Source organism: Rickettsiales endosymbiont of Stachyamoeba lipophora, assembly GCF_003932735.1.
GTDB lineage: Bacteria > Pseudomonadota > Alphaproteobacteria > Rickettsiales > 33-17 > RICK01.
In genome coordinates this window covers 152,878-172,503 of the sequence record NZ_CP033611.1, presented here as the reverse complement: position 1 = coordinate 172,503, position 19,626 = coordinate 152,878, and the positions used below count along the sequence as shown (strand labels likewise).

The 19,626-nt window shown below is 31.8% G+C and carries 16 protein-coding genes; 4 read left to right on the top strand and 12 right to left on the bottom strand.

The genetic code is table 11. The annotated features are described in order from the left end of the window. Window positions 1-40: 40 nt before the first annotated feature. Window positions 41-1,579 (top strand): apolipoprotein N-acyltransferase, encoded by a 1,539-nt coding sequence (gene lnt, locus EF513_RS00755; RefSeq protein WP_164503779.1) that lies wholly within the window; start codon window positions 41-43, stop codon window positions 1,577-1,579. 87 nt (window positions 1,580-1,666) lie between these two features. Then, entirely contained in the window at window positions 1,667-2,359 is a 693-nt protein-coding gene (locus EF513_RS00750) for an ankyrin repeat domain-containing protein (RefSeq protein ID WP_125215508.1), read from the top strand. Window positions 2,360-2,952: 593 nt separating this feature from the next. Here the strand turns inward: EF513_RS00750 and EF513_RS00745 are convergent. The 10 genes from EF513_RS00745 to EF513_RS00700 form a co-directional block, all read right to left on the bottom strand. Then, complete coding sequence (locus tag EF513_RS00745; protein WP_125215507.1) at window positions 2,953-6,168, bottom strand: S41 family peptidase; 3,216 nt, start codon at window positions 6,166-6,168, stop codon at window positions 2,953-2,955. Window positions 6,169-6,173: 5 nt separating this feature from the next. Next, entirely contained in the window at window positions 6,174-7,469 is a 1,296-nt protein-coding gene (locus EF513_RS00740; protein WP_125215506.1) for an AmpG family muropeptide MFS transporter, read from the bottom strand. A 71-nt stretch (window positions 7,470-7,540) separates the two neighbouring features. After that, window positions 7,541-9,013, bottom strand: coding sequence for an Npt1/Npt2 family nucleotide transporter (locus EF513_RS00735; protein WP_125215505.1), 1,473 nt, complete (start codon window positions 9,011-9,013; stop codon window positions 7,541-7,543). Window positions 9,014-9,129: 116 nt separating this feature from the next. Then, window positions 9,130-9,555: a 6-pyruvoyl trahydropterin synthase family protein gene (locus EF513_RS00730; protein ID WP_125215504.1), complete on the bottom strand. Its 426-nt coding sequence runs from the start codon at window positions 9,553-9,555 to the stop codon at window positions 9,130-9,132. Window positions 9,556-9,570: 15 nt separating this feature from the next. After that, window positions 9,571-11,010, bottom strand: a complete 1,440-nt coding sequence (locus EF513_RS00725) for an Npt1/Npt2 family nucleotide transporter (protein ID WP_125215503.1) — start codon at window positions 11,008-11,010, stop codon at window positions 9,571-9,573. Beyond that, entirely contained in the window at window positions 11,010-12,026 is a 1,017-nt protein-coding gene (locus EF513_RS00720; protein ID WP_125215502.1) for a hypothetical protein, read from the bottom strand. Before EF513_RS00720 ends, EF513_RS00725 begins: the two co-directional genes overlap by 1 nt. A 41-nt stretch (window positions 12,027-12,067) precedes the next feature. After that, window positions 12,068-13,420, bottom strand: a complete 1,353-nt coding sequence (hslU, locus tag EF513_RS00715; RefSeq protein ID WP_125215501.1) for an ATP-dependent protease ATPase subunit HslU — start codon at window positions 13,418-13,420, stop codon at window positions 12,068-12,070. Continuing rightward, window positions 13,413-13,970, bottom strand: coding sequence for an ATP-dependent protease subunit HslV (hslV, locus tag EF513_RS00710; RefSeq protein WP_125215500.1), 558 nt, complete (start codon window positions 13,968-13,970; stop codon window positions 13,413-13,415). The genes hslU and hslV overlap by 8 nt, the downstream gene beginning before the upstream one ends. A 21-nt stretch (window positions 13,971-13,991) precedes the next feature. Then, on the bottom strand, window positions 13,992-14,408 hold the full coding sequence (gene apaG / locus EF513_RS00705) for a Co2+/Mg2+ efflux protein ApaG (RefSeq protein WP_125215499.1): 417 nt from the start codon (window positions 14,406-14,408) through the stop codon (window positions 13,992-13,994). A 9-nt stretch (window positions 14,409-14,417) separates the two neighbouring features. Further along, window positions 14,418-14,975, bottom strand: a complete 558-nt coding sequence (locus EF513_RS00700) for a GNAT family N-acetyltransferase (RefSeq protein WP_125215498.1) — start codon at window positions 14,973-14,975, stop codon at window positions 14,418-14,420. Between the two features lie 231 nt (window positions 14,976-15,206). Here EF513_RS00700 and EF513_RS00695 point away from each other — a divergent pair, with 231 nt between their 5' ends. Beyond that, window positions 15,207-15,728, top strand: coding sequence for a hypothetical protein (locus tag EF513_RS00695; RefSeq protein WP_125215497.1), 522 nt, complete (start codon window positions 15,207-15,209; stop codon window positions 15,726-15,728). Window positions 15,729-15,958: 230 nt separating this feature from the next. Beyond that, on the top strand, window positions 15,959-17,587 hold the full coding sequence (locus tag EF513_RS00690; protein ID WP_125215496.1) for an ankyrin repeat domain-containing protein: 1,629 nt from the start codon (window positions 15,959-15,961) through the stop codon (window positions 17,585-17,587). Window positions 17,588-17,639: 52 nt separating this feature from the next. Here the strand turns inward: EF513_RS00690 and EF513_RS00685 are convergent, their stop codons facing one another. Both EF513_RS00685 and dxr read right to left on the bottom strand, forming a co-directional pair. Further along, entirely contained in the window at window positions 17,640-18,308 is a 669-nt protein-coding gene (locus EF513_RS00685; protein WP_125215495.1) for a 7-carboxy-7-deazaguanine synthase QueE, read from the bottom strand. Between the two features lies 1 nt (window position 18,309). Next, window positions 18,310-19,479: a 1-deoxy-D-xylulose-5-phosphate reductoisomerase gene (dxr, locus tag EF513_RS00680; protein WP_125215494.1), complete on the bottom strand. Its 1,170-nt coding sequence runs from the start codon at window positions 19,477-19,479 to the stop codon at window positions 18,310-18,312. Between the last annotated feature and the right edge of the window lie 147 nt (window positions 19,480-19,626).

Genomic DNA, 19,626 nt, shown 5'->3' with positions numbered 1-19,626 from the left:
AAGAGATTTATCACTAAATTTAACTCTAAATACATTCAATATGTTTAAACTCCTTAGTTTTTTAAATAATAATAATTTATATTCTTATCTTAGTCTTATAGTAGTAGGAATTTTATCATCATTTGGTTTTGCCCCCTTATTTATCTATCCGCTAATTATTTTATATATCGTTACTTTAGTTTATATTATTGAGCATAATGATGCATTACTTCCGCTTTTTCAAAAAGCATGGATGCTTTCTTTAGGGCATTTTATTGGGAATTGTTATTGGATATGTTATTCATTAGTGATTGAACTGGAAAAATTTTGGTGGATGATTCCATTTGCTTTAACTGTTTTGCCAGGGTTTTTAGCCATTTATCCTGCGCTTGCCGCCTTTATAGCTAAGAAGTTTGTGCATAAAGGTAATGTTTTAGGTGTTATTATTGGCTTTCCTGCTATTTTTGTAATTTGTGAAATTTTAAGGGCCAAAATATTAACTGGTTTTCCTTGGAACTTAATAGGATATAGCTTAGCTTTTAATGATGAACTAATTCAGATAGCAAGCTTTGGAGGAATATATATTCTTAGCTTTGTTAGTATCTTAATTGGTACTATTCTTTATTATGCTATTATTCATAATTCTTTATATAAATTATTAAGTGCTGTGCTGATTATGGCTGCTATATATATCTTTGGGTATTATAGATTGCCGGCGTTCCCCGAATTTACTAATAAATCAGTTAAGATCATTCAAGCGAATATTAAGCAAGAACTCAAATGGGATGAGCAGCGAAAATATCAAGAATTTATTAAACATATTCATTTAACTAAGGCGAATGCTAGAGTTAATGATATTATTATTTGGCCGGAATCAGCTGTTCCTTATGCACTTAATCAATTTGCTGACCTTAAAAAGTTTATTATTAACAATCTACCGGCAAATTCTTATTTATTAACTGGCGCCATTCAAGTTAATATGGTGCAAAATGAGATATTAAATTTATGGACTAGTTTGTACATCCTTTCTACCAATAATCATTTAGAACATAAGATATACAATAAAACTAAATTAGTTCCGTTTGGTGAGTTCATACCTTTTAGAGATATATTGCCTATTGATAAGGTAACTCCTGGGCAAATCGATTATTCTCCTGGTAGTGAGAATTCATACCTTATTCTTGATAATCTTATTATTTTACCATTAATATGTTATGAAGCCATTTTTCCTAAACATAATTTAAATCCAAATGTTAAATATGATTTAATAATTAATATTACTAATGATGGCTGGTTCGGTGATAGTTTTGGACCTTATCATCATTTTCATATGAGTAGGTTAAGAGCTGTGGAGTTAGGTTTGCCGTTAGTAAGAGCAGCCAATACGGGTATATCAACGGTAATTGATGCATATGGAAAGATAATATCTTTTACTAAATTAAACCATGAAGCAGTGCTTGAAAGCTATATACCTAAAGCTATTCCTTCAACTTTTTTTGCAAAAAATTTAGATGACAATATTATTTTAGCAATCTTATTTAAATTAATAACAATAATATTTATTATTAGCCGTAGAATCTCAAAAAATATAAAAATTTAAATGTGCATATAAATAATCAAATATATTATTAAAAATATATTTTTGAAGCTATATGGTTTGTTAATTAAATTATTAAAAGGAAGAAATATGCCTAATACTACAGATTATCAGGTAAGTAAAAAGCTTTTAGGAGTAAATGTAGATAATGAAAACTTATTTAAGCTTATTGAAGCGGTTAATCAGCTTATTGCTAAAGCTACTCCTGAAATTAAAGAAAGTATATTATCAAAAAATAGGGAATTTAAGTGGAATATTCTGCATTGGGCGGCTTTTTATGAGTATAATTTATTGCTAGCAAGCTTGGTAGATTTAATACCTAATGAATTTAGAGAAGAACTGATTAACCAAACAGACTCTTTTGGACGTAATGTGTTACATTATGCAGCCTTCAGAGGGGATATAGTATTGATAAAGAAGTTACTAGATTCTTTTAAGTCAGATATTAAATTTGTTAATACTAAAGATAAAAATAATATATTACCAATTATGTGTGCTGCCAGAAGACATCATTGGAATGTAGTACTTTTATTAGCAGAAAATGGTGCTTACCTTCATTATAATCATCATGTAAGAGAAACATGGCAATTATTAGCAAATTTTGCCTATACAGATAGAAATAATATAGATCAAACTATTAAAGATAAATTGCAAGTATTGATAAAAGATGCACAGGAGACAACGAAAAAAAGCAAAACCTCTCTTATAATGAAAAGAAATCCACGCAATCAAGACCAAGATCAAGATATACAAAATCAAACTTACTCAGCAAGCTTCTCATAGTTTCGTGGGTTATTTTGATTGCATGAACATTGTTCTGTTAGTTTAATAGATAATAAAAAAGTGATAAGGTTAGATAAGCATCATATCAATTAGATTATTTAGCTATCCTGCTTATAAAACTAAGCATAAAAGGTAATTTTAATATTATATTAAGTCTTGTTGCTAATTGATGTTAAATAAGCTCTGCTCTCCTCATCTGTATTTTTTCTAAAAACTTCTCTTTTTTCACGGTTTTGAAAGAAGCCTAATGTTTCTTTGGGAAAATAATATATTTCAGAAAAGTTTTCTCTAAATTTAATAACTCAGTTTAGCGTGTTGTGATTATTGCTTTACTTCCTCTTAACTATAAAGTTGGGTAGGCTAAGCAATGCTTATACGATCTAAGATTCTTATATTTTTGATTATGCTAAAAGTTTAGGTTGTATAGAATCTTAAAAATAATGATAAGCAATCTAGGGTGATTTTCATAAAGTAGATTTTATTAAATATGTGTTAGCCGCAGCACGCTCAAATATTTATACATTGGCGTGCTGCTTGGTCAATATTTCCTTATGCTACTTCTTGAAATCCTTTAGATATACACAATTTTTAGATCATTTTGTTGTGCTATCTACAATAGCTTTAATCTCTTGAATTGCCCTATCTAATTGTGGATCTTTATTATTTTTATAATCCATTGGGGTTATATCTACCTCGATATCAGGTTCTACACCAAAATTTTCAATTTTATAATCATCATTAAAAAATTTCATTAAATATTCAGGTTGAGAAGTAATTCCGCCATCCGGAAGATATCCATTAAAGTCAATTCCTATAATACCGCCCCAAGTGCGCATACCAATGACCGGTCCTAATTTATAGGTTTTAAATACATGGGTCATAATATCGCCGTCTGATGCAGTGAATTGGTTATTAAGTAATACCATTTTACCAGTAGAAGAATTATCAGGGTAAGAAAACTTGCCAAATTGTTTATGCTCAAAATGACCGATCAGTTCCCGTTTAATTTTATCTAAAATATACCCTGAAGCATGCCCGCCAGTATTAAATCTAATATCAATAATTAACCCATCTTTTTTTAGTTGGTTCATGTAAGATCTAAAAAATTCATTATAGCCAAAGGCGGTCATATCAGGAATATGGATATAACCAATTTTGCCATCAGTATGTTTAGTAACGTAATCTTGGTTCTTTTTTACCCACTGACTGTAGTACATAGTTCTACTGCTTGGTAAAGGTTCAACTTTTACAATTCTTTTGTTTTTACCTTTAGCAAAGGCAGTTTCAATTAAAATAGGTCGTTTATGACTTACATTAAGTAAGGCTCGCTCCGGAGTATAATCTTTGCTCAATTGTTGATAATTAATAGCAAAAACCAAATCATTCTCTCTAATATTTACCCCAGGATTCAGTAATGGATTGGAACGATCAGTTAAATTATAATCACCTTGGACTAAATTCTTAATTCTATAGGCTTTATAGTTACTATCATATTCAAATTCACAGCCTAAGCGGGCAATAGGGTAGAATGCTTTATTATCATAGTCACCACCCATTACATAAGCATGTAAAGTGCCTAGTTCTCCATAGACTTCCCAGAGCAAATCATTGAGCTCAGTACGAGAACTAATGCGATTAACTAGGTGACGATATTTATTATAGATATAATCCCAATCAATTTTTTTTACCGGATTATTAAACTTTTCTTTTTGGTAAAAGAAAGCTTCATTAAAAATTTGTGCCCATTCAAGATTGCGATCAACTTTTAAATTGAAATCAAGATTAATCCATCCGCTTTCTTTATTGTAATCATAGGCTTTAATCGGGTATGATGCAGGTTGATTGCCACCTGGTTGAGAGTTAATAAGCCTTAAATATTGTCCTTCAATTTGTACTACAAAATTTTGACCGTTGTTGGTTAATTCGGCTCCATCAATTCCATCTATAACCGGGGAAAGTTTTTGCTTAGCTAAATCATAATGCACTAAACTGTAAACTGAGGATTTATGCTCCGGGTTATATTGTTCTTGGCCTATTGCAGGAGTGGGATAGGTGGCTAAAAACCAAATATTTTGCCCGTGGGTATAAATGGCATGGTAATTAGCAATTCCTATTGGAAAACGAACGGCCCTTTCATTGATTCGTTTAACATTAATAATCTGCTTCTTTTCTTTAGGAGTAGTTTTTTTTAAATCATTAATTTTATTAAAGGGATTGCTTAAATCATAATTTAAAGTAGCCAAATAAGGTTTAAGGGAAAATGGATAAATAAAATTCCATTCATATTGGTCCCTATAAGGTATATAATCACGATTTGATAAGAAAAATACATATTCATTATTTTCACTGATAATCGCACTAGAATTGTTGTATATATTATCATTCAAATTAAATATGTTACCTTCCTTAACTGAATATAATTTGTTAACGGCTTTTTGAAAAAAATCTTCAGTTGCAACAGTATAGGTAAGATATAAATCGTCTGCTGACCAATTTGCAGCGGCAATATATCCAAATTGTGATTTGTCAATCTTCTTAATACCTTTGTTTTTTGGAGAATAATCAACAATAAAAATTTCTCCCCTATTATTAATTACCGTAAACTTTTTTTCTTTATGAGATGGGCTAATATCAGTAATTCTACCAAAATCAAAATAATTAAAATTATGTTTTAAGCTTAAATCTTCGCTATCATAAATTTCAACAGTATCACCCTTTTTGTGCTTGGAAGAGAGGGCAATTGCTTCGCCATTCTCAAGCCAGGCAATATGTTTATATCTAAAATATGGGTTACCCACTTCAAAGAAACTACCATCAAAATAATGGCTAATAACGGCTTTGCCTCTAACAATTTGAGCCAAATAGTTTTTTTCTGGGTGTGCGCTCCATTTTTCAGTTAAAAATTTGTTATTTTTAAATTCTCTTTCTCTGGCCGCTTGATTTGAGTTCAGCTTAACTTCAATTTTTTTGCTTTGCTTGTTGAGAGTATCATAAAAATAAATTTCTCCACCTGCAGTATAAACAATGTTTTTACCGTCAGTAGATATGCCTCTTATATAATAGCCTTGATCATTTTTATCTTCTAACTTCAGATCTTTGCCATCAAATTTAACTGAATAAATATTCCCATGATTTTCGTGGTCAGATTGGAAATATACACGATCATTGATGATTAAAGGTCTAAAAATGTTTCCTTCAAGTTTAACCAATTCCTTAAATTCATGCTGGCCATCCAAGCTAATCCATAAATCTCCTTTCGTACCACCTTTATAACCTTTAAGATATGCATAATCTCTTGGGTAATTATGTCTTTGTAAAGCTGTTACATTATCCTTAATGGCAATGAAGCTACCTGGGCCATAAGGTAGCGTAACTACTTGGTCATGAGCTAGATCATAATAATTAATATGACTAAGCGTATATTCGTTTTTTTTAGGAGTAATCGATGAAAAATAAATTTTATGCCCTATCCAAGTTATAGCTCTTACGTTGCTAGCTAAGTGGGTCAACCTTTTGGTTTTTAAAGTTTCTAAATCAAGTAAATATAACTCACCATAACCTTCATGTGAGCCTGAAAAAGCGATTTGCTTACCATCAGGAGAGAAAATAGGTGAAAAAATTTCTGAATAGTAACTTGTTAATCGCTGAGCGGTAGTGCCTTTTGTATCAGTTAACCATAAATCGTTCTCGCTGATAAAGACGATTTTTTCTTCAAAAATTGTGGGATCGTTATAATAACCTGCGGTATTAGCTAAGGCAAGGTTAATAAAAGAACAGGATATAACTAATAATCTAAGTAATTTTTTCATATAATTTACACAAACTTCTTACGGTTAATAAAAATAAAGATAAATAGAGCAGGCAAGGCAAGTATAGTACTTATTATAAAAAAGCTGTTCCAACCAAAACTGTCAACTACAAATCCAGAACTGGAAGATAAAAATGTTCTGCCAAGCGATGCAGTGGAACTAAGTAAAGCATATTGAGTAGCAGTAAATTGAGGGTTATTACATAATCTACTTAAATAGGCAAGTAATGCTGCACTCCCCATGCCACCTACCAGATTTTCGACGCTAATTGTAAGGGCGAGTATTAAAGTATTATATCCCACTTCGTTTTGAAGAATATAGAATAAATTGGATAAGGCCTGCAGTATACCGCATACCAATACTCCTTTAGCTAATCCATAACGATAAATAATGCTCCCACCAAGAGTAGTGCCAAGCAGGGTAGCTAAAAGACCATAGGTTTTTACAATGGTTGCAATTTCAGTTTTACTAAAACCAAGCTCTACATAAAAAGGATTGGCCATGTGGCCTGCAAAGGCATCCCCCAGTTTAAAAAACATAATAAAAATTAAGATTAATAGCCAATGATTTTTTTGCATAAAATCTTTGAAAGGAGCAATGATTGTTTTCCTTAGAATTATCATTGCGGCTTTTTCTTTGCGGCGCATGAATACGTTGCTTGAAAAGAACACCTTTTTAATCTCTACATCTGGCTCGGCCATAAAAAATACAATGCTCATACTAACCATGATGATTAAGGAGATAATAGTATAAACAGTTGACCATTCAATTACCTCAGCCATAAACAAAGCTCCGGCGCCTGAGATTAACATACCAATACGGTAGCCTACAATATAAGCGGCAATTCCAGGAGCTTGCTGATTTTTGTTTAGTAATTCTAGCCTGTAAGCGTCCACTACAATATCTTGAGTTGCTGAAAAAAATGCAACCGCAATCGAGATTAAAGCGGTAAACAACAATCTATTTTCTGGTTTGGAAAATCCTAATAATACTAAACTGACAATAAGTAGAGCTTGACTTAAAATAATCCATGATTTTCTTCTACCCAAAGCATCACTTAAATAAGGTAAGGGCACAAAGTCTATAATTGGTGCCCACAGAAATTTAAGTGAATAAGGAATGGTTACTATTGCAAACAAACCAATGGTGCTTTTTTCCACTCCAATTTCAGTAAACCACATGCTTAAAGTAGAGCCGGTAAGTACAAGAGGCAACCCACAAGTTAGTCCTAGCAAAGCCATTGCTAGAATTCTAGGATTAGTATAAATCCTAAACATATTGAAGAGATTTGCCAAACTCATCTATCCTCCTGAAATAATTACTAGGAAGATAGCAAAGTTTTAAAACTTTACTATAAAATTTTAAAACTTTGTTACATAGAGTTGTTAATTTTTTTAATGAGTAGGGAGTTATATTCTTTATTGAGCTTATTAATAGCGGTAAGCCATAAGATCGCCATGACTAAAGAAAAGCAACCTAAAATACCCGAATATAACTTTTGATTTATCATCGGAAAGAGCATAATAATTGAAGATTGTAAGAAGGAACCACCAGCAATAGTGAATTTACTACCCAGAAGATCCACTACCGCTTTTCCTTTTACCTTAAGTTCTGGCTCTAATGGAATGTAGACCATCTCCCTTGTATTATCAAAGAAGGTAAACTTACTGCATTTCATCATTAATATAGATGCGGTGCTAACTATGCATAACAAATGTAAATATGAACTAATATATACTGTGAGAGTAGGGCTAATATATTCTTCAAATACATTAAGCGGGTAGAAGGTTAAGCAAGCAAGTAGCGCAATAAAAGCAGGAATTTTTGCGGCAGTACGCCATTTTGCTCTTCTAACCACGTTGCTTGATACGATGCTGAGGATAATAAGCGTTACACCGCTCATGATACTGAAATTTCCCATGAAGTGAGCATATTGATTAGTGTCGGTGTATAGCTGGTTCAGCTTGGATTTCCATTGAATTTCAAGGATATTGTTAATTACGCCGTATCCAACTATCATAGTGAATACATATAATAAATATTTAGAACTGAGAATAACTTTAATACTTTCTTTAATAGGTAATTTTAATTTGGAAGTCATATCAATTTTATTATGATAAATCACGCTAACATGGCGATTTACTAAATAAAACATGCCAACCATGGCAATCATAAAACCACTCATTAAAAACATATTAAAATGAATGAAGGCAATAGTACTTAAACTTTTGCTAGTGATCTTAATCACTTGCCCTGAGAAAATATGAGAAAAATTACCTAAAATACCAAAAGTAGGGTAAAATCTTCTAGCTTGATCTGAGCTGATTACATGGTTTGCAAATTGCCAAAATAGTAAAATGAAAGTAATTGGCATCCACATTTCTACCAGTACTCCCCAAAAGGTAAAGCACCATTTGCCAATTAAAACTACAAAAAACTTAAAATTAGGACTTTGGTCGCTAATTTGATTAATAGTTTCATCGCTCATGTGGAAATATTCAATATTAGGATAAAATACAAATCCAAATAAGTTGATAGCTATAAAATAAAAACCTATAATAAAATAAAAAATATATTCGCGTCTAACACTGTTGGTTAGCTTTGCATAAAGGATACTAAATAATATAGATATTGGCCCTACAAAATATAGATCAATAAAAGTGAGGTAAATTGAGCCAAGCTCTGGAACAATGATACTATCTCTTATAGCCCGTAATGTGCTATAAATATACAAAATTGAAAACATTAGGAAAGTCATTAATAAAAACTTTTTTCTTTCATTGCGATGAATAGGAAAGAAAAAAGTTACGAACTTAGTAAAAGGCGAATCTGTTACAAGTTGCACGTTATATTGCTCCCACGCTAAGAATTTTGTACGGTCTGAAAATTTAACGCAAGTTTAATATCTAAATTGAAAATAAGCAATAAAATTACTTAAATAATATCTAAATAAATTATTTCTTAAAAGGTTGCTTCACTGTAACAATTTGGAGTTTCATATAATCTGACTTTTATGCAGCGTACTTCATATGAAGAAAATAATTTAGGACAAACATCGTTTAATAGATAAACAGCCATATTTTCAGCGGTAGGGTTAAAAGGGAGCATGTAAGGTTTTTGATTAGTAGCTAGTTTTATACTGTTTGCTAGCTTCTCATCACCGTTAGCTAAAATCACATTATGATCCCAATATGTATTAATCCAATTATTTAAAATTTCCTTAATAATACCAAAATCAATTATACGCCCGAGCGGATCCAGCTCTTCAGCTTCAAAGGTAAATTCAGCTGTGTAGCGATGACCATGTAAATATTTACATTTAGTTTCATGACCAATTATTCTATGACCTGAATCAAAACCAATTTTCTGTGTAATAGTAATTTTCATAATGAATGAATTTATTTAATGTGACTGATGTTTTTCAAGCTCTTGATGATAAAGGATATTTAGGGTTTTAACGGCTTTTAACCATAAAGCACAAATCATTATACAACTAATTCCTACTGCTAAAATATATAAATTCATATGAGCTGCAGAAATTAAAATGATTAACGAAGACTGAATAGCAGCACCACCTGAGTCGGAAATTCTAGTACCAATTAAGTCTATAGCTGCTTTACCCTTAATCTTTAATTCATTGGGTAGAGGAATATAGCTCATTTCTTTGGTATTATCAAATAAACTATATTTGCTTGATTTAATAAATATTAAAGACAGAGCCCCAACTATCACCGTAATTTGAAGAAATAAATGATAATCTATAAGAGAATTAAGATTTTTTAGGATATTCATGCTGAAAAAGATTATTGAGGTGATTAGAGCTATAATTGGCGGAGTAAAGGCTGTAACCTTCCAACCATAATTTCTTAGCATGTATCCGCCAACTAACATCATTAGTATGGTAGCCACTCCAATACTACTAATAAATAGTCCCATAAAAGAAGCATAAGCATTTTGAGTGGTGTAAAGCTCTTTAGCAATTTCTTTAAGTCTAATTTCCATAATGTTATTGATTACTCCATAACATATAATCATGATAAAAATTTGTAGCAGATATTTAGATGTGGTAATTACCTTGATACTCTCCCATACGGTCAATTTTAGTTTACTGTCAGGAGTTTTAAATGCTTTAAGTTCAGGTTCATCGAGTTGTTCAAGATAATTGTTGGTATAAGTGAGTAACATTATTATTCCCACGATAATTGAAGCAAGTATCGTCATGTTTACGGTAATAAATGCTAAATCAGAGAGAGCATAACTTAGTTCTCGGATCATAATTCCGGCAATAATCAAAGCGAAATTACTTATTAAACCCAGATAAGGGTAAAATCTTTTGGCTTGAGCAATATAAACATTACTATTAATAAATTGCCAGAAAGATAACACCAAGATAATAGGTGACCACAGTTCAACCGAGACCGCAAAAATAGTAAGTGGCAACTTTTGCCACAGAACTGAAAGATATTCGCTAGTAGTGGTTGGAGTGAATTCGGGATAAATTGTAGCAGTAAACGCTGGATAAATATTATAACCAAACACTATAAAAAAGCATGCATAAATTACTAAGACCCCAATGAAAATTTGGTTCCTACTAAGGATGTTAGTAAGTTTGGTATAAAGAATAGTAAAGCCAACAGAAGAGGGAAGCACCCAGTAAAGATCAATAAAGCTTAAATAAATTGAACCAATTGATGGTACAATGATGCTATCTTTAATACTTCTAAGTGAACCGCCAATATATAAAATGCCAAACATGATAAAAGCAAATAGGATGAACTTTTGTCGTTCATGCGGTAAAATAGGGAATAACTTACTAAAAAATGACTTGATCAATGTGGCCATTATTTTTGTAGTGTTTGGGATTGATCTTGAGCTAATCTTTGTAGTAATCTGCCAGAAGAGCTGGGTTTTTGCGTTTCTTGGAATTTATCTCGGGCAAACTTTTTTCGCAAGCTATCATCAGTGCTGATATTTATCTGTTTATTTTCCGACCTTATTCTAGATGTTGTTTGAGATGCAACAGGGTGTGTCTTGTGAGTTTCCTGTGATTTTGCATCCTTCATTTTTTCTTTGGCTTCACTTAGTAAAGCATCTAAGGTAACAGAGATATTGGTTGATGAGCCTGCTATGGTAGCACTAGTATAAGAAAAATTTCTGTCTAAATAGCCTAATCTTGCCTGTTTTTCAAAGAATGTTTTATCTCCCATATAAACTTTTTTGGGATTATAAATATCTAAATCACCTTCACCAAAGCTAAAATTTATTAGATAAGGTCCTTTTTCGGTTTGAAGAACAATTAAAAATTCTTCTGGAATTGAATTTTCATTTTCTACAATAAAGCTTTTATCAATATTGGATGTATTTAACACTAAGTTGTTTGTAGATGAGGCTGTGCAAATCAACGCTTTATGGCTAACTTCATATAAAAAACTATCAAACGCAGTATCTACCCATATGTTTTGTAATCCTGAATCATTATTAAGCTGCTTATGAAACTCAGTTAGTTTAGATGCAGAAAAGCTAAAATAAATTAAGCATGAAGTGAGTTGATTAGACCTAATTAAATCGCTTAATTTTAAAAATATAGTTTGGTAAGATAAAGCTGTAACTTGAAGAGAGGGGAATCTTCTTTGTTGTGAACCTTCAACCGTGGAACTAAAAACTTGAAATAACTTAGAATGTGTTGCCTCCCTTTTTGATTCATCTGTAATCTTTTGTGAAAGCAAGAATTCTTGCAATGTTGATAGAAATTTACTACTTTTACTTAAGTAGCCAGTTAACTCTGTATCAAAGCTGTTATCCTGTATATAAGATTTAATAGGAGTAATAAAATTTCTCTTTGACGGAGCTAGTGTCATTTTTTCTCTCTAGTAATATAAAATTAAAATGTTAATATATTTTACAGTATAAATTTGGATAAATCCATTTTTGTAGTAATATTTTCTAAATGATTTATTACATAGGCTTCATCAACTAATATTGGTTGATTACTTAAGTGCTCATCATCACCTGCTTTAAAGCTGATTTCTTCAAGTAACTTCTCAAGCATGGTATGGAGCCGTCTGGCACCGATATTTTCAACATTTTGATTAACTGTGGTAGCAATTTCGGCGATTTTAGCAATACCATCATCAGTAAATTTAATATTTACATGTTCAGTGCCAAGTAGGGCTTGATATTGTTTTAGTAGGCTGCTCTCTGTTTCCTTTAAAATTCTAATCATATCTTCTTTAGTTAAAGATTTAAGCTCCACTCTAATTGGTAGCCTACCTTGTAACTCTGGTAATAAATCAGAAGGCTTAGAAAGGTGAAAAGCGCCAGAAGCAATAAATAGGATGTGGTCAGTTTTAATAGTGCCATATTTAGTGTTAATATATGTGCCTTCAATAAGCGGTAATAAATCACGTTGTACGCCTTCACGGCTTGCATCTGCTCCTCTACGTTCATGTGAGGTTACCACTTTATCAATCTCATCAATAAATACGATTCCGTCTTGCTCGGTAAGTTCAATAGAAGTTCTAATTACTTTTTCTTGATCAATTAGCTTTTCGCTTTCTTCCTTGATTAAAATATCTAAGGCGTGCTTCACACTCATTTTTTTAGGTTTAGTTTTTTTATCCATTCCTAGAGCTTTTTGGAACATTTCCCCTACATTTACTATGCCCATTTGAGCACCAGGCATGCCTGGAACATCAAACATAGGGTTACCGCTATTTGCTGGCTGATCTAAAACTTCAATCTCAATTTCTTTATCTTCAAGCTTACCTTGTTTAAGTAAATCGCGGAATTTTTCACGAGTGGTTTCGTTAGAGTTGGTGCCTACTAAAGCATCAAGTATTTTTTCCTCAGCAGCTATTTCTGCTTGCTCTTTTACCCGTTCATGCATTTGTTTTTTGACAAGCGAGATAGCATTTTCTAGTAAATCACGTACTATAGAATCAACATCTTTCCCCACATAACCGACTTCGGTAAACTTAGTAGCTTCGGTTTTAACAAAAGGAGCTCCGACAATTTTCGCAAGCCTTCTAGCAATTTCAGTTTTACCTACGCCAGTAGGTCCAATCATTAAAATATTTTTAGGAACAATTTCTTCTTGTAACTGAGGATCTTCAATCATTCGCCTTCTAATTCGGTTACGTAGGGCAATTGCTACAGCTTTTTTAGCTTCATCTTGACCGATAATAAAACGATTTAATTGATCTACAATTTTTTGAGGAGTTAGATGGCTAAATTCTTGAGTAAAATTATTCATAATTAATTGTTTCTATAGTTAAATTATTATTAGTATAAACGCAAATATCTGCTGCAATTTGCATTGCTTTTTTGGCAACATCTTCTGCAGTTAAATGCTCAATATCAATTAATGCTTTAGCCGCAGACAATGCATAATTTCCACCAGAACCAATGGCCGCAATGCCGCCTTCTGGCTCAAGTACATCCCCGGTACCAGTAATAATAAAGCTATTATTTTTATCCACCACAATAAGCATGGCCTCTAATTTGCGTAAATATTTATCAGTACGCCAATCTTTAGCTAACTCAACACATGCGCGCATTAATTGATTAGGGTGTTTATCCAGTTTGGATTCTAATCTTTCAAATAAAGTTAAAGCATCAGCAGTGGAGCCGGCAAAGCCTACATGGATAGTGTTATTTGCTAGGCTTCTTAATTTTTTTGCGGTTGATTTAATAACAGTAGGCCCTAATGAGACCTGGCCATCAGCAGCAATAGTTACCTGCTTGCCTTTTCTAACAGCAAGAATTGTGGTTCCATGCCAATTATTAGAGTTATTGTGCGTCACTTATTTTCCTTAAAGTTTTATTTAATTTAAATGTGTTTCATTAGGTATATCTAACGAGAATGTAGGAATGGTCAAATAGAATAATTTATTATTTGATAAATCTAAAATTTCATACTCACCAGCCATAATACCTGACGGGGTATGTAACAAAGTATAACTATTATAATCAAATTTATTTTTAGGATCAATAACCGGTTTTAGGCCTACTACCCCTTCACCTTCTATTTCTTTAATGCAGCCATCTTTATCAATGATATTCCAAAATCTGGAAAGTAATTGAATTTTGTGCACAGATAAATTTTCAATAATAATATGATAATTCCATACATATTCTAAATTGAACGGTGATGAAGCTTCAGGGTTATATTCTGGGCTTACGGTTATTTTAATATCACTTTCAGTATGGCTATATACAATTTTACTCAATTTCTGACTCATAATTTAAATTTAAAATACTTTACTGTACATATAGAAATCATTTTGTAAATTACCAAGCTTTGCATAATTCTTCAAGATTCCTTCTAAGTGAAAATTATTTTTTTCTAATACTCTGGTTGAAGCAACGTTATCAAGTGCTACAGTTGCCTGGATTCTTTTAGCGCTCATTCTCTGTTGTGCATAATTACACACTTGAGTGATTGCAACGGTTGTAATGCCTTGTCCCCAAAATTCCGGATCTAAATCGTAACTGATTTCTAAGCGTTCATGAAATTTATACCAATTATTAAACCCGATAGTGCCTATCATTTTATTGCTTTCTTTTAAAGCAATTGCCCAATATATACTGTGCTGGTCTCTAAATAAGGCCTGCCAGTAACGAAGTTCATTAATAGCTTTTTCAAATGTTTCAGGAATATCTTCGTCTGATAGATATTTTTTGACCAGAGGATGATTGATATATTCATGATAGTAGATAGCGTCATCAATGATAATTTCACGTAAGATTATGTCTTTGTTAATATTTAAAGAGGGGAAATTATTTTTATCAGCAGAGTGAAACAACATAACATTGGTAAGCTTATCTTGAAATTGAGGTGGTTCCCTATTTATTCTGATAATTATAAAGATTAAATCTAAATTTGCTAGCGGAAATATTAGGTGGCATTTTTGGAGGAAAGTATAGTTTAAAATATTAATATTTATTGAAAAGGTGAATTTTAAGTTGTTTTTCTCATGTTTTTGAACCGAATATTAAATTAAGGTTAGTTAAATCGTTATTAAGGAGCTTGGTTAATTATGTTAGATTTTACAGAAAGAGATAAAGAACTTTTACAAGAATATTTTACAGCAAACACCTGGAGACCGGTTAAGGTAAATAATTCAGATATAATATATGAATATTTCTTAGATAAAAATAAGAATAAATTTGAACAATTAGATAATTTATGTACTCATTTAAATTTACCAGGCACTTTAATGGAGTCTAAAGATGCAGAATTGGCAGCTGAAGAAAATCAATATTATCGTGTATATATAGATAGGAAGGATTTTGAAGACAAGCTTGCTCCCATTTTTGATCGTAAAATTTCTTTTGAGCATATTCTTACTATATTGCAAATTGAAGGTAGATTTGAAGCAGTGTTAGAAATAGCTCGTACTCAATATATGACAGAGTTTTATTGTAAAATAGGCCAGCAAGGGGGCAGCCCTTCATCTTATAAAAACATGGTTGTGACTACACCTCAAGCAGCAAAACGCCAATATGCCATAGAGGCGCTATTGCAAGAGGAAAGAGAAGAAAACGGTCCCTCAAGGTAAGCAATTTGATTTTTGAGATAAAGTTAATTACAGGTTATATTTGAAAGGCAAGCATTACAACTTGCCTTTTAACTTGAGATATTACTACTATTAAAATAGCATAAAATTATATTATTTTCCTTTGTAAAAAGCCATTCATTCTTTAGAAATTATACTTTTAATTTTATTAATAGTGAGTTAGAAGTTGATCATAAAAATTAAAAACAAGTTGTTATAATAGGGGTAATTATATGGCGTTTAATACAATAGGGATAGAATTACGTAATATTATTCAAAAAAAAGCGTCAGATCAAGAGACTGCCCAAGACTTTAATAATTATTTAGCCCAATTAGCACCTGTTTGGCAACAAAATCTAAAACAAATTATAACTTCTAAAGATATAAAAGATAATAGTAATACTCTTTTACATTATGCGGTAATGGCTAATAAACCTCAGGTTTTAGAGATATTAATTGAATTGGGTGGAAAACTTAGCTTGCCAGATAAAAATGGGTTACCTCCTTTGCATCATGCTTGGCTACCTTTATATAATATAATACAGAACGCTGAGCTAACAGATGAGCAAAAATCAGCGGAGATTAATGAATATATAGCCCAATTAGAGCAGCAAGGATGGAGCCAAAATTTAATTACGTTAATCATTAATTATCAAAATCCTAAAGATAAAAACAATAATCTATCGTATTATGCTGCACAGATAAATATACAATTTACTGTAAGGCGTTTGATTGCAGCAGGGGCGCAAATAGATTTAGCTAATCAAGAGGGTGTAAGGCCGCTTAATAAGCAATATTTAGCTAATCAAGAGGATATAGGGCCGTTTAATGAACAATGGTTAAAATTATATAATATTATTAATAATATTGGATTAACGGATGATGAAACAATTGTAAAAATTAATGAATTTTTACCCAATTATAATATTAATGAAGATTTATTTATGCAAATTATAAATTATCCAGTTGTGATCAATGATCGGTTATTTGAGCAGCTTATAGATTGCCAAGATATTATAAATGATGAAGATGCTAAAAGTGCTATGCAAGCAAGGAATAAGAATAATACTATGTTATTATTTTTAGCTCAGAAGCAAAAACCAAAGACACTCAAATTTTTAGTAGAAAAAGGAGCAGATATTAATTGGCGCAATTTTTCTTTTATAACAGCGCTTTATTTTGCTGTTTGGAAAAATAATATAGAGGCTGGCAAGATTTTACTGGAGAAAGGAGCGGATTTAAATAAAGCTAACAATGCTGGTAATACCCCATTACACCAAGCGGCAATAGTAGGACGTATCGAGTTTGTTGACATGCTGCTAGCAAAAAATGCAGATTTTAATATTCTAAACTGGGAAGGTAAGACTCCTCTGGATTTAGCCAAGGAGCATAAGCATAATGATATTGCATTAAAATTATTAGCTGTAGGTGGAAGATCTAAAAGTCAAATGCTGCTTGAAGAGCAGCAGGAAACCTTACGTGCTCAAGGTTTAATAGATAGGGCGGTAATCACATCTCAGCAACAGCAAATCAAGGGACCAGTACAAAGAACTACTGTACCTGAGCAAAAGAGCAATAATCATAATCAACGACAAATGAATAAATTAGGCTTAACATTACAAACAGTGATCAATATATCGGCTATTATACTTGGCTTACTTGTAGTGGGCTTAGGAAGCTTTGTAATTTATAAATGCTTAAGCCCTAAATTTACTATCAAAGAAATTAATTCAATTTTACCTTTCTCTATAAAGCAAGACAATATACCTCAACATTTAGAAACGGTAACTAAAGAATATGCGCCGAGTATCTTAAAAGCCAGGCAAGGAATATTAAGTAATTTATCTGCGATGTTATTTTAATTAGTATTAAAAGCTCCTCGGTATATTTCCAAAGGGCTTTATTATGCTAAGGTTAAGCTATATCTAAAATTTTATGAAGTTGTATAGAGAAAAAATATCCATGCTTTAAGGCAAGCTCTAAACAATATGTAGTGTTTTGCTTATTCTTTGCCTCATCATATTCATCCATGGGTTGTACATATACCGGTATATTATTTGCAGTTTGGCCTACTTCAGGGACGTAATTATAATTTGGTTGATCTTGAGCGATAATAAATTTAAAAGCATCAATTCTTTTTAGTAAATCTTCTCGTATATAATGATATTTTCCTGAATTATTTTTTGGGGAACATATTATTTTTATCCCTGCAGGCAATTCTTGATAAAGGGTACCGTTAGTTTCAATTTGTACTAAAAATCCTAGCTCAATTAATTGTTCACAAAGAAGAGATATATTCTGCCTAAAAGGCTCACCTCCGGTAATTACAATTAACTTAGCAGTTTCTAAATTCCTTGATAGCTGGGTGGCTTTAGCTGTAATTTCATTTAAGTTTAAATTACTAAATGATTCAAATTCAGTATCACAAAAATGGCAGGCTAGATTACAACCTCCAAGGCGGATAAAAACAGCAGGCTGTCCTTGATAAGGTCCTTCTCCTTGAAGAGTTAGTAAGATTTCTTGGATATCTAAACTTTCCCCGCTGCCTAAATCAGGCTTTCTTTTTGGATTATTGCCAAACATACTAAGCTGCAATATCAATTGTATTTATAATGTTGTTTGCGATTTGTTTTGTTTGATCTATTAGCTCGAAACAATCATCTAAGCTTGATAGCATGAGATTATGGTTTATATTTAAAGTTTCTACAATCACATGGTAAATTTGAGTAAATTTTATTTTATTATTCAAAAAAGCATTTACTGCCACTTCGTTAGCCATATTAAATATAATCATATTCGCTTGGCTTTCAGATAATAATACTTCTCTAGCTACCTGAAAACATGGGAATAATTCTTCATTAATCGGACGAAAATTTAAATTCCTTAAGGCTAGTAAATCGATATTTTCTATGCTAGTGTTGCTTCTATTTGGAAAGTCCATTGCGTAGCTAATTGCAACCTGCATACTAGGTTTGGATGCATGAATTAAACTAGTTCCATCTTTAAAATTTACTATCCCATGCACAATAGATTCAGGGTGCATAATTGCAGAAACCTGTTGGGGCTTTAGATCAAATAAAAAATAAGCTTCAATAAGCTCTAACCCTTTGTTTACAAGACTGGCACAATCTACGGTAATTTTAGCGCCCATTTGCCAATTAGGATGATTAATTGCCATTTCTTTGGTTACATTTTCAAGTTGAGCTTTAGTATAATCCCTAAATGCTCCTCCGGATGCAGTGATAATAATATCTTTGATATCACTTTTGTTTTCTTTGTGGATCAGCTGTAATAATGCATTATGTTCAGAATCAATGGGGAGTAATTTGGTATTATATTGCCTACATAGATCTTTTAGAAAGAACCCTGCACAAATTAAAGATTCTTTATTAGCTAAAGCTATTTGTTTACCTTGGCGGATATATTCTATAGTTGGTTTGAGACCTTCTACCCCGACAATGGCAGAAATTACTAAATCGGCATTATCCTCTGCTATAATTTTGTAGTTATTGCCTGCTATAACTTTAATATCAGTAGTTTTTAAAGCATGCTTGATAGCTTCATAATAAGATTCATCAGCAATTAATACTTGCTTTGCCTTAAACTCTATTGCGATTTTGGCAAGTTGCTGCCAATTAGAACTTGCAGTTAAGGTTTCAACCGTAAACTTATCTGGATTATCCCTAATTACTTGTAATGTATTTAATCCTATGGAGCCGGTTGCCCCTAAAATAGAAATTTTTTTACAATTCATTTTTTAAAATCACTCTATTATGCAATATTTTTAATTCAGTACGATATAATCTATAAACTGTCTCATCGTATATTGCTTGGGTTTTTAACTTGAGATCGAAGTCTATAAAGTTTTTATTACAATATAAGTATCATCATTCAATTCTTC